The 11,706-nt window shown below is 56.6% G+C and carries 9 protein-coding genes and 1 pseudogene; 4 read left to right on the top strand and 6 right to left on the bottom strand.

What is annotated here, in order from left to right; genetic code table 11:
- Positions 1 to 262 (bottom strand): transposase (locus tag DHN60_RS17655; protein ID WP_159089278.1); only part of this gene is annotated, 262 nt, incomplete at its 3' end.
- 86 nt (positions 263 to 348) lie between these two features.
- On the opposite strand from DHN60_RS17655, the pseudogene DHN60_RS17650 reads away from it, so the two are divergent.
- A pseudogene (locus tag DHN60_RS17650) lies at positions 349 to 690 on the top strand (flagellar biosynthetic protein FliP); the annotation flags it as partial.
- A gap of 273 nt (positions 691 to 963) precedes the next feature.
- Here DHN60_RS17650 and DHN60_RS17645 read toward each other — a convergent pair.
- From DHN60_RS17645 to DHN60_RS17630, 4 genes are all read right to left on the bottom strand, one after another.
- A complete protein-coding gene (locus DHN60_RS17645; protein WP_108838640.1) occupies positions 964 to 3,213 on the bottom strand; it encodes an antifreeze protein in 2,250 nt (749 codons plus the stop codon).
- Entirely contained in the window at positions 3,198 to 3,647 is a 450-nt protein-coding gene (locus DHN60_RS17640; protein WP_159089277.1) for a pyruvate/2-oxoglutarate dehydrogenase complex, read from the bottom strand. Before DHN60_RS17640 ends, DHN60_RS17645 begins: the two co-directional genes overlap by 16 nt.
- Positions 3,648 to 3,656: 9 nt before the next feature.
- Positions 3,657 to 6,494 carry a caspase family protein gene (locus DHN60_RS17635; RefSeq protein WP_108838638.1) on the bottom strand — a complete coding sequence of 946 codons (2,838 nt, stop codon included), beginning with the start codon at positions 6,492 to 6,494 and terminating at the stop codon, positions 3,657 to 3,659.
- Between the two features lie 76 nt (positions 6,495 to 6,570).
- The gene (locus DHN60_RS17630) at positions 6,571 to 6,891 is read right to left on the bottom strand and encodes a hypothetical protein (protein WP_108838637.1); all 321 of its coding nucleotides are present in this window, start codon (positions 6,889 to 6,891) and stop codon (positions 6,571 to 6,573) included.
- Positions 6,892 to 7,011: 120 nt separating this feature from the next.
- Between DHN60_RS17630 and DHN60_RS17625 the strand changes: the two genes are divergently transcribed.
- The 3 genes from DHN60_RS17625 (at position 7,012) to DHN60_RS17615 (ending at position 9,481) form a co-directional block, all read left to right on the top strand.
- On the top strand, positions 7,012 to 8,097 hold the full coding sequence (locus tag DHN60_RS17625; protein WP_108838636.1) for a glycosyltransferase family 4 protein: 1,086 nt from the start codon (positions 7,012 to 7,014) through the stop codon (positions 8,095 to 8,097).
- Between the two features lie 131 nt (positions 8,098 to 8,228).
- Entirely contained in the window at positions 8,229 to 8,558 is a 330-nt protein-coding gene (locus DHN60_RS17620; RefSeq protein WP_234423695.1) for a hypothetical protein, read from the top strand.
- A complete protein-coding gene (locus DHN60_RS17615; RefSeq protein ID WP_108838635.1) occupies positions 8,555 to 9,481 on the top strand; it encodes a hypothetical protein in 927 nt (308 codons plus the stop codon). Before DHN60_RS17620 ends, DHN60_RS17615 begins: the two co-directional genes overlap by 4 nt.
- Before the next feature lie 9 nt (positions 9,482 to 9,490).
- On the opposite strand, the gene DHN60_RS17610 is transcribed toward DHN60_RS17615, so the two are convergent.
- The gene (locus tag DHN60_RS17610; protein WP_108838634.1) at positions 9,491 to 11,281 is read right to left on the bottom strand and encodes a caspase family protein; all 1,791 of its coding nucleotides are present in this window, start codon (positions 11,279 to 11,281) and stop codon (positions 9,491 to 9,493) included.
- Positions 11,282 to 11,706 lie beyond the last annotated feature (425 nt).

Raw genomic sequence — 11,706 nt, 5'->3', positions numbered from 1 at the left:
CCTCGTCAGTGTTCGCAGCGCGGGCTGTGTCGCCTGCCAGCCGCTTCTTGCCCGCTTCCATGAAGTCCTTGGACCATTTGTAATAGATGCCTTGAGAGATACCCTCACGACGACACAGCTCAGCTATGCTGTCCTCGCCCCTCAGACCGTCCAGGACGATCCTGATCTTCTCTTCGGACGAGTAATGCTTGCGGGTCGCTCGTTTGATGTCTTTGACGATCTTCTCGCCTGAGCTTTTGCGTGTTCCATTGGTCTGTCTCATCTTCCACTCCTCGGTGGTTACGATGAGCCAAGAACACTCTCTTAGCAATTTGCCCTATTTGGACCCATAAGCGCTGACGTCAGACACCTTTTCGCGCGTTTATGACGGCCCGTTTGGACCCTGTCACGTTTGGTGCAATGGCTGACTTGCGACCCGATACTCAAGGGATCGATTTGGACGCAGACGCGCCGCTGTCTGTGCTTATCCCAAGCTTTTTGCTGTCCGAGATTTCGAGGGCCTTTCAGATCGGATTTTTGATCTTCCTGCCCTTTTTGATCATTGATCTGGTCGCGGCGGCTGTCTTGATGAGCATGGGGATGATGATGGTTCCACCCGCCATTGTATCACTTCCGTTCAAGCTGGCATTCTTCGTTGTTGCAGATGGGTGGAGCCTGATCGCGGGAAGCCTTGTCAGAAGTTACTTTTGAGGGATCAAGCGCTGGGCATTCATGGCTGGGTAAAGAGGCTGGCCTTTGCCGACAGGTACAGAACTCAATCCAAGTTTAGGTAAATACCGCAAGATTTTTTAGAACTTTGGCGCATCTTTGCCGTTCGCAAGAATGTTGCCCGTGGCTGGATTTTGGAACGGCTTCCACACCGTTAACAAACCGCGCCCATGGCGATTAATCTCCTTTACGGCGAAATACAAAGGCCAAAGGAGCGAAACAACTCTGCGACAGTGTCAGTTGGGCCAGCGAGTACTACAAGACTGGTTCTTCAACCTTCTCCGTTTCTGTGGCCGCAACTGGGCCAATGGGAAGGCGGGCAATCGAAGAGCTTGCAAGATGCCCGATTGTTTCTGCGATCACACTGGCCCCGTTTTCCGTCATATTCCGCTTGGCAAATGACAGGCCATTTTGTGCCATAACATCCCTGGTTTCTTGGTCCAAAAGTTGGTCCAGTGCAGGTGTCACATCAAAGGGCGCATCGCGGCGCACCATAAGGCCGCACCGTCGGTCGACAGCATAGCGCGCCCGGTCAATCTGGCGGTCCATTTGCTCGTTTTCATTGGGAACCCACAAAGTGGGAAGACCTGCAGCCATATGTTCGCAGAAGGTGTTGTAGCCCGGGGCGGCTACCGCGAAATCAAACGCAGACAAGTACTGTGCGAACGGATATCCGGTCAGGCGCGAAATTGTGTCCGGCAAGTCCAGTCGATCCTTGGCGATTTGCCATTCTGCCACGGCAAGCCCGAGGTCAAAGCGCCCATCCAGCCGACCTATGACGCGATGTGTTATCCCGGCAATGTCAAAGTTGTTGCCGGAGCCTGTGGCAACCAGCACATTTGTTTTCAAAGGATCCAAACCGAGAGCCGCGCATGCATCCTGCCTGCTTGGGGTCTCGTTTTGATCAAGGATGCGCACCGACGGTACCACGCGGACGTCGGATTGCAAGGCGACTGTCGGGCCCTCGTCGTTCGGCCATGCCGGATCCAACGGTTCCACGACAAGGTCGAACGCCGCCGCCCGATCAAGCGCTTCGGCGTCTCGACCTGCTCCCCACATCGCCCTTCGGACCCAAACCGACGCCATGCCTGGTCGACCTGCAAGAGCATTAAGCAGCCCTTTGAAGGGAACATTGCCGTCAAATACCGTGACTTGTGGTTTGTAAAAAGCAAACGCGGTACTGAGTGCTGCGGCGAGACCAACGTTCCAGTGCGCTTGCGCTTCGCCGTAGGTGGTATGGTAGGGCAGGTGCTCACCCACAAAGCCGAACTGTCGTACCGTGTCGACCGCACGAGAATGGCTCACAAAAACGGGCTGAAAACGTTCGGGCAATCGTCGGGCAATGGCCAGCTGCCGCGTAAGGTGGCCCATGCCAATGCCGTTGGTGGAATAGAATAGAACCCGAGCGCGGGGTTCTGCATGTACAACTGGCGCAAAGGAAACACCGCGAGATGGTTCAACGTGTTCTTTGACCCGAGCAACGAATGTGTCACGGGAAAAGACTTCACGCAGCAACGCAACGCCGCTCTGCCGGGCAGCACTCATCAGGCCCGGCTCGAGTTTGAGGTTGATTGCGGCCTGAACCAGATCGGTGTCCGAGCCGTAGACGGCCGCACCTCCGAACAACTCGCGATAGCTTTCAGGAAGGCATGGGACAACACCCGCTGACAGCGCCATCAATGCTTCGGCTGGAAATGGGTCAATCTCGGCATCATCCGGGTTTGCCAACAGATCAATTTTAGCAAAGAACTCTGCAAGGTTAACGGTGCTTTCGGGCCAGTTTTCGCGCGGTGCGGCATGTGGCCAGATTGCGGTGTCATCCAAAGGCTTTCCGCGTTCCCGTAATGAGACCAGAGGCGACAAAAGGAACGGACTGGGCCAAGCGCCATTAGGTCGCGCGCGCGCAATTCTGGCACGACCAATGGTCGGCCTTGCGCGTTCCTCAGCATCGGCGCGGACATGTGAATAATCCGGTGCCACGGGCGCCCAGTTTTCGTTTGTCACCGGCCAATCCGGAACAGAGCAGGCCATGGCGTCGCGCGCAGTGATCGACGTTGGAGACCATACAATCGGTCCACCCATGGCAATTTCCGCTTTTTCCCGCAACCGGTCCAATGTGGGCCGGTCCAGCGCAGTCAGTGCTGCGGGTCGTTCGACGGTAACGATGCGCTGTTTGGCTTCAATCCGTGGCATACAGGCCAGCGTGCCTGCGAAGATCCTGGAATCAAATGCCAGTGCCAACCCGCAGTTTATCGATGCGCCAGGCCCTACACGTCGGACAGCACCGATATTTAGCAGGTCGGCCATATGCCGGTCCACCTCGTACGGATCAGTTGCGATTGCCCCTGAAATCACAGGCACAACTGCTACCGAATACCCAGCATCGCGCAACGCCGCCGCCGCTGCTGCATGGCACGGTGCGGCCACATCACCGACGCGAATGTCGGCGACGATGGCGATGTCGACCTGAATGGGTCGTGATCCGGCTATCAGCCCGCCCGACACGTAAGACCTGACGCGAAACGCCCGCTCTTGCCCGGTTCGAAGGCAATCGTTTCAACCGAAGATGCTGATGCCCGAGACGACGACCGCGTGGCCTTGCTGATCACGTAGAGCCCATCGCGCGCAGCGCCGTTGGCCAAGACCAGATAGCTGTTCAGCTTGAAATCCTGCACGGTTCCGTTGGCGGAGACAGTCCGTGGTTGCACCGTTCCAAATTGACCGGACGACTGCCCGCACTTGACCGACGCGTTGATCGGTCCACTATACCGCAGCACGGTCGTCGCGCCGCTCTCGCTTTGGGCGGCCACTTGGTATCCTAAGCCCTTCAGGCGCTCTACATTGCCAGATGACGGTCCGGTTGACACAGGAACCTCGTCACAGGCGGCCAATAGGAGCGGGAGAGCTAAGGCGATAGCGGAGAGAGATCTGGTAATCATTTTTGGCTCCTAGTTTAGTGCCGCAAGTACGGCGAGAATTTCAATAGTGATGGCACCAGCAGGCAGGTCCACGCCCTGATCTGCAAATGCCTCGTTCAGGGCGCGGCGTGTCCCGGCGCCCAACTGTCCGTCGGCGACACCGGGTTGCTTGCCTGCCTGCGTTAACATCACCTGCGCGGCAGTTACGAATTCGGATTGGCTATAATTTGCAACGGCATCGCCAACCAACCGGGCCAGGTTTTCATCATCTGAAAGGCTAAGCGCCTTTGCATAAAGCGCCAACGCCTCGGTTCTATCTTGAACAACGCCGCGCCCCGCTTCGGTCATTTTGGCAAGGTCCAGCGCGGCCCATGGCACACCGCCTTCAGCTGCCTGACGGTACCACGTCGCTGCGCTGGCGAAGTCGGCCGTCACGCCGTCATTCGACGCAAATGCCCGGCCTGCGTCGCGTGCAGCCCACGGGTTTCCTTCGGCCGCCACACTATAAAGCTCGCGTGCTTTCGACATATCTTTCTGAACGCCGCGCCCGGATTCATACAGCTTTGCAAGCTCCCGTTCAGCGCCATAAACGCGTTCGGTGATGGCGCGTTCCAGTAGCAAAGCGGCCCGCGACGGATCATCAAACAGCGGGGTCTTAGACGCGTAGAGTTTGCCAAGTCGGAAGTAGGCTTCGCCGTCTCCCTCTTGCGCTGCGCGCACATACAGGCGCGCGGCTGCTTCAATGTCCGTCGGTACGCCCTGACCTTGTTCGTACATGATACCCAGTCGGGTCATGCCGTTCGGGACCTTGCGAGAGGCCGCCGTTTCAAACCAGAAACGGGCCTGATCAAAGTCGCGAGGGATGCCATCGCCGTCCTGATACATCCGGGCCAGGCGGGTCTGCGCGGTCAATTCGCCTGATTTGGCGGCCTGAATATACCAACGTTCTGCTTCTTGCGGGTTGCGTTCAACACCGAACCCTTTTTGATAAAACTCGCCCAAGTTTGTCATGGCCCAGTCATTTCCGCGCGCCGCTCCGCGTTCATAGAACTTGCGGGCAACCGCATAGTCCTGCGGCACCCCCACACCCGCGCGGTGAACCCATGCAAGCGCAGTCAGGGCCGCTGTGTCCCCTTCTGCCGCAGCACTTTCAAAAAGATCGTATGCCCGCGCGAAATCCTGTGCCACGGCCTGCCCGTCTAGATGCATCTGGCCAAGATAGACCATGGCATTCACGTAACCTGCCTCAACAGCCTTGACCTGCCAGTCTCGCGCTTCCTCATATCGTCCTGCCGCGCGGTAGGCGCGGGCAAGTTGCGCCCAGAAACGCACAACGTCGGGATGCCGTTCAACAGCGAGTTCGCAGGTGACAATGGCGCCATCAAAGTTGCGATCAAGAATGAACTGGCGTGTGCCTGCCGTCACCCGTTTGCCGTCATATGGGTTGCCCGCCAGCATGTCGCAGGCATCGACATAACTCTCGACAGAGACCTGTACTGGTTCTGTCGCGCCGCCTGCGCCAAGCACTTGGCCTTCAAGCGCTTCTAACCCACCGTTTGATCCAATATGCGGCTGAAACTCAGAGATCTCGCCTGCTCGCACATAATGGACGGATCCTTGATCAAATGCGGCGCCGTCTGCCGAACGCACCGCACCAAGGCGCGGCGCGCGAGAAACATGAACCCAGCCGTCGCTGGTCTGATCAGTCAGCGCTATTTCGAACGGTCCAACTCCAATAGGCACTGCATTTTGACTACGTGCCAACCGGTCGACGACATCTGCCTTGTAGCTGGTTTGTCGGTCGCCCGCCTGCTGTTGCAGATCAGGCAATGCGGGATCAACAGCCAGAATGGCGTCCGGGTTGCCTCCCAATGCGACAACCTTTGCGGCTGCATCTTCGACAAATGCTCCGTCCGGGCTGGTCTTCAGGTAGGCTTCAAACGCGTCTAACCGTTCCGTGCCTTGGATAGACCTCCAAAACACGCGATCCACGATGCGTTGGGGGGGCAATGCACCCAACGTGTCCCCTTCGGTGCCAAGGCCTGTGGTTGATGTGCGCAGATCGCCTGTGTCCGGTTTGAAATAGAACGGGTTCTCAAGCGTGCTTGTTGTCCACGCGATTTGCTGGCCTTCGGTACGCTCTCTTACGCCGCCGCGGACACGCCGGAAAAGCTCGGCCAGTTCGATGCCCGGCTCGTCAATGCTTTCAGCAATAGATTCAGTGTAGGGACTGTGCTGACCGACGCCATCATACGCCACAGCACCCGGCGCCGTGGCAAAGCTTATCATTGTTTCGCTGTCGCCCGCCGTCATTTCGGCCAACCCGCCTGATGACGCTTCGGACAAAAGAACCAGCCCGCGTTGCACTTCCTCACGGGACTGACCGATGGTGATTGCGCGGGTTGCAATCTCGTCTGCGTCCTCTGTTTCCATGCCTGCAAACGGGTTGTTCCTGCAGGCATCAAGCAGGATGATATTCAACCGCGCGCCTGAACCGTCCATGATGTCGACGAACAGCTGTGCATCAACCGATTGCGTGCGAAGGTCATCGACGGACGATGGGATGACTGAGACCGGAAGCAGATAGTTGCGCCCACCAACCTGAACGCCATGCCCGGCATAGAAAAACAGGGCTTCGCTACCTTCGCGCAGGCGACTGCGAAAAGTCGCCAGATCAGCCAGCATTGTTTCGCGGTCCGCATCGATACTCTCGATGACTTCGAAGCCGGATTCCCAGAGTTTCTCGGCAATAAGACGGGCATCATTGGCCGGGTTTGGCAGTGCTTCGACGTTTTGATAGGCCGAGTTGCCAATCACAAGGGCAACCCGCGAGGCACTGTCCTGAGACATCGCCGGAATGCCAGCCATGCTTACAAAGATTGCAACAGAACAGGCCAAGGTGCGCCGCCCGAGCAGCCATCCAGACCCAGTGCCCGTCAATTGCTTAGTATAGGTCCCCACTGGTGTCTCGCTCGTTGTTGGCGGGAGTCACAGGGGGGCTGGCCGGTGTGCCCGGCACCTGAAGATTGACACCTTGCGCGATGTCTGACCGCGAAAATCCGGGGTTTTCCCGTGCCAACTGAAATTCGACGATTGCCAGAAACGCCGCCTTTGCCTGAGGGCCGGTCGGGTTTTGCTTAAGGTAGTTTTCTGCTTGTGCCTGTGATGTGAATGCACTGCTCCCGAAATCCTGAGCATGTGCCGCACCGGGTAATCCCAACACGCCTATAAGTGACACGATACGACCGACGACCCATCCGCGCATGAAAAATCCTTTTCTTTAATAGGGCATGATAGGAACCGAAATCTGATCGTGTCAACATGAGCGGCAAGGCCGTTTCGAAAGTGCCTCGCCAACTTGCCGGGCGCATGACATTGTTTGGGCATGTTAAATGCAGCCCCGCCAAGACCAGCCGAAATCAGGTTCTTTCCGGATTACCGTGACTTTAACCCCTACCAGGCCTTACTTTATCGGTCACTTGGGCCGACCGTTGTGGCATCGCCGCTCGCCAATTTTGAGGCTCTCACCAGCGAAGCAGGCACCGAGAATGCCACGAAAATCCTGCATCTCCATTGGGAGACGGCGGCAATTTCCAACGGCGGTTTTTCGCCTGAAGCATTCCTTGATACCCTGTCTCAGTTTCGCAACGGCGGCGGACGCATCGTATGGACCATGCACAACTTGCTGCCGCACACCGCCCGCGAGCGTGCAGTTGCTGAGCAGATTCGTGGTGGTCTTCTGACACTCGTTGACATTGTGCACCTCCACTCGCTGCCCGCTCTCGCAGCGGCGATGCAGCACCATGCATTGCCATTAAACAAAGTGCGCATCATTCCACACGGCAATTACGACGGAATTTACCCGGCCATTCTGCGCGACAAGGCACGCGCCGTTCTTGATCTTGATGCCGCCCGGACCGTGGTGCTGTTGCCCGGTCAGATCCGGGCCTACAAAGCGCCCAGTGCGCTGATCGATGCGTTTTTGGAAACGGCCGGGCCGGATGATCGGTTGATCCTCGCCGGATACAGGGTATCTGACGTTGCTGACCTGTCGCTCCCAGACGATCCGCGTATTATTGCCAGTTTTGGATTTCTGACGAACGAAGATCTTTCCCAAGTATATGCTGCGGCTGATATCGTGGCGTTGCCGTACACAGACTCTCTTACCTCGGGATCGGCCATTCTGGCCCAGACACTGGGCCGTGGCGTGTTGGGGAGCGACACTGCGGGATTGCGTGATGTGGTGACAACGCCCGCAACAGGCGTGCTGTACGATCAAGATGCGCCCGACGGGTTGGCAGACGCACTGCAAGCGGCGCTGAACGAAGGGCCGGAAACTTGGGCCGCACGCGGCAAAGAGGCGTTACAGGCCGTGCGCGCCCGTGACTGGGCAATGATTGGTCCGACATGGCGTGCGCTTTTTGAGGAGTTATCTCATATGCACCAACACGCGCGGGTATCTACCCCATGACGTCCGGGCCAGAAACTCCGCCTAAGGCAACAGAGCCAAGTACTTTTTTCGCGCAGGAACAAGAGAGGCCTGCAAACGCGTTTGAAGCGGCGTGGCCATTCAATGCCGACAGCCCTCATGCGGAAGGTGTTATGCGGGAAGACGCCTTTCTTTCGGTGATGCTGGTGGACGTAACAGGATTGGAATGGGAAACTATCAGCACGTATCTCAAAACCGTGCGTGATACCGCGAAAGCCAAGAACATGGTCCCTGTCTTTGTTGTCGACCTTGTGGATTTTCGGGGATTGATTGCGGAGAACCTCGCATATGACACGCTGCCAAATGTCGTTGCAAACGCACCACTTGATGCCGATCTGGATTGGCCAAGCTATCTGGCATGGCGCCGCCATCTTCTGAGAAAGAAATGGCTCCCGGCGGCGATCATCAATCTGGGGCGCAATGCCGATTGGGATGCCCCATGATAGATTTAAGCACATGTGACGTGGTTTTTCTCAGCTTTGACGAACCGAACGCAGATGTGCATTTCGAGCGCATTAGCGCTGCGGTGCCTCGCACCTTGCGGGTTCATGGCGTCAAGGGGTTCGATGCAGCGCATCGTCGTGCCGGCGAGGCGGCGACCTCAGAGCATGTCATCACAATCGACGCTGACAATCTGTTGTTGGACCCGGACTTCCTATCCGCCCGCTTTGACGTGGCGCCACGTGATCGGGCGCGTGTCTTTTCGTTCAGTGCGCGCAACGCAGTGAATGGCCTGAGCTATGGAAACGGGGGGGTCAAAATCTGGCCGCGGAGCACGCTGCGAACCCTTCAAACGCACGAGAATGCCGCCAATGAGCGGGGCGCCGTCGATTTCTGCTGGACCGTACCGTACTATCAGGTCAACCGATTGCTGTCCGAAGTGGTGGTTACTGGGTCAGACTACCAGGCGTTCCGGGCCGGGTTTCGCGAGGGTGTGAAACTGAACCTCGCGGACGGACAGCTTGCATATGATGCCTACCCGGATCTACCGCGTGCGGAGGCTCTTCCAGCCCACGTCGGCCCAAGCAATTACGAAAGACTACGGGTCTGGTGTTCGGTCGGTGCGGATGTGGATCGAGGGGATTGGGCGATCTTTGGGGCGCGGCTTGGTTGCGTCAAAACGGCCCTTCATGGGTTCGACGTTGCAAACGTCGCGAACTATGGCTGGACGGATTATTTTTGGAAAGAAAAGATCGCGCCAACCTACGGCGACATCAGCGCGCGCGACGCCGAATCCGAGGCGTTGCGTACAGAACTGAACGAGGCCCTTGATTTGGACATCAAAGACTTGGACGCAGAAGCGTCTGCATGGTTCAAATCATCTTTTCGCGGACAACGCGCTTATGGTGCGATGCGTGTTGTCTGATGTGGCGTATCATTCGATCTCGATTATGAATGCACGGCCCGTGCGGGGCAGATCGACATCGTTCCATTCGTTGCCGGTAAACTTTTCAAGGTCCATGTCCTTGGTCCACCTGTAAAAGGTCACGTATTCGCTGTCATAGTCGACGCCATTGTTCGGGTTTCCGTATGCCCAGTTTGTAAAAGAAACCGGCTGATTGTTCACCCAAGACCAACCACCGTCAGGCTCGCGGCCTTCCTTCTTCTGATAGAATCCGAATGTTGGCCCGTAAGTATGACGTCCTTGTCCCGCATCGCTGACCTGCCAGAACCGGTCGTCTCGACTGACCAGTTCGTACGCAAAATCATTCTCTTCTTTGGACCCCAGCACGGCCAGATAACCGCCCGCGCGTTCTGCCAGCGCTTGCGCATCCGGCCATTTCAACCGCCACCCAAGGACACCGATGTACAGATTATCATCATACCATCCGTAAAGGATTTCCCGGTCCTTCAGAACTTCGGCCGCACGGATCAAACGGGGGTCGGTTTCGACCTGCGCCAGTGCTTCCGGGCTCCATTTTCGGGCGTCCAGAGACGAATAAATGGGCATGCTTGTGACTTCCATACCCGACATCTGAACTCCCATTGCGCGGGCAGTAAATTCTGTCATCAAACCGGTTGAGGGCAACTCGTTTGCCTGCTGGAAATCAGCGATAGCCTTGCGGCTCTTGTCCCCCATCACGCCATCGGCAATCCCGGCATCATATCCTAGCGTACCAAGCTTGGTCTGGATCAAGCGTATGTCTGCAACAGTGAGGCCCAGTGGTTCCTGCTCGGCTCCGCGCTCGACGCCCGCAGTCGCGAGGTTTGCCACGACAATGTTTTCTGACCGCGCCATCGAGTCTCGGTTCTGTTGCGCGAGATCGGCAAATTGGCTCTCTGGAAAACGTTCGAGAAAGACTGTCCAGCCACGCAGCGAATTCATTTCGCTTACAGCCTCGTAGAGCGCCTGTTCGCGCTGAAAGGCCAGGCTTTGACCTGCATCACCTTCGCCGATATTGAGGTAAATTTCTGTCGCCAGATCGTTGTTGATGATTGGCACCTGTTTGTCTTCGGTTTCCAGTTTGACGTCACCAATGACGCGTTTCATCACGCTCAGAATTTCAGAATTCGGTGTATCAAGGTGGCGCGCGACGGAAGCGGCAAATGGCGAATTGGCACCAGTCCCATCATAGGCCACCTGACCCGGTGAGGCGGAAAACACGACCATCGCACCCTGTGTGGATGACGTCAGAGGGACCAAGCCGCGGGTTTGTACAGCACGGCTTTCAGAATAGTTACTTTGATAAAACGCCGTGGCCAGCGGGTTGTCGCGGCACGCATCGACAAAAACCAGTGATGATTTGGAACGGGCTTGAACGGCCTTGATGATAGAGTCGATGGGTGTCGTTTCCGCCGGAATGTCGAATTCGCTGGCGAGTAACGCATCGGTCCCAATGAAGTAATTCCGTCCCTCAAACTGCATTCCATGACCGGCCAGATAGACAAAGGTGACATCCGCACCGCCGTGAGTGTCGAGGAACTCTGACAGGCTTTTGCCGATCTCGGCCCGGGTCAGATCCATGTGCATATCAACTTCAAAGTCGAGGTCTTCCAAGACTTCTGCGATCAACTGCACGTCTGCGACCGGGTTTTTCAGGTTACTTGCGTTTTCGTAAGCCCCGTTGCCGACGAGAAAGGCAGCCCGCGTCTCGGCAAGGGCTGCTGTTGTGCAACCGAACAGAAAAGCAACGATGGCTAAAACTTGATAGTTCAATCGAATCATGACGAAATCCTAAAACAATGCGTTAAAATGGTAGCCAGTTAGCAGGTGTCGCTGCAACAGAATGCTGTTGTTCCGCCAGTCACCGAATTGAATCCATCGCTTCGCTGCTGGCAGTGCAGAGCAGTCACCCGTTGCTGGGTGAAATCAAACGGGGCCTGGACGTTTCAACAAGGCCGGATCGCGTCATCGCCAAACATCGGCCATTCACCGCCTATTGCAATGTGCCTGTTACGGCTTGTGATCTCAGAAGAGAGCCAGATCGCAAGTTTTCTGTTTAGGTGAAACGGCTTTACACAGCTTGGTCGTTACCGTGCTGGGTCTGACATAGAATTCGCCGTGTGATTGCTGTAGTGAATTGTTTTTTATAACAAAAAGATGTGTATTTTGGCGGCGTTTACTTTCCCCCGCAACATAAACTCTGTCTT

The sequence above is a fragment of the Tateyamaria sp. Alg231-49 genome (assembly GCF_900143535.1).
In the GTDB taxonomy this organism is placed as follows: domain Bacteria; phylum Pseudomonadota; class Alphaproteobacteria; order Rhodobacterales; family Rhodobacteraceae; genus Tateyamaria.
Note: the sequence above shows the minus strand (reverse complement) of the source record. Positions and strands in the feature narration are given on the sequence as shown.

Excerpts from the sequence above, each read along its gene's own strand:
- DHN60_RS17640 (WP_159089277.1), bottom strand. The coding sequence starts at position 3,647 with ATGATTACCAGATCTCTCTCCGCTATCGCCTTAGCTCTCCCGCTCCTA.
- DHN60_RS17635 (WP_108838638.1), bottom strand. The coding sequence starts at position 6,494 with ATGGCTGGCATTCCGGCGATGTCTCAGGACAGTGCCTCGCGGGTTGCC.
- DHN60_RS17630 (WP_108838637.1), bottom strand. The coding sequence starts at position 6,891 with ATGCGCGGATGGGTCGTCGGTCGTATCGTGTCACTTATAGGCGTGTTG.
- DHN60_RS17625 (WP_108838636.1), top strand. The coding sequence starts at position 7,012 with ATGTTAAATGCAGCCCCGCCAAGACCAGCCGAAATCAGGTTCTTTCCG.
- DHN60_RS17620 (WP_234423695.1), top strand. The coding sequence starts at position 8,229 with ATGCGGGAAGACGCCTTTCTTTCGGTGATGCTGGTGGACGTAACAGGA.
- DHN60_RS17615 (WP_108838635.1), top strand. The coding sequence starts at position 8,555 with ATGATAGATTTAAGCACATGTGACGTGGTTTTTCTCAGCTTTGACGAA.
- DHN60_RS17610 (WP_108838634.1), bottom strand. The coding sequence starts at position 11,281 with ATGATTCGATTGAACTATCAAGTTTTAGCCATCGTTGCTTTTCTGTTC.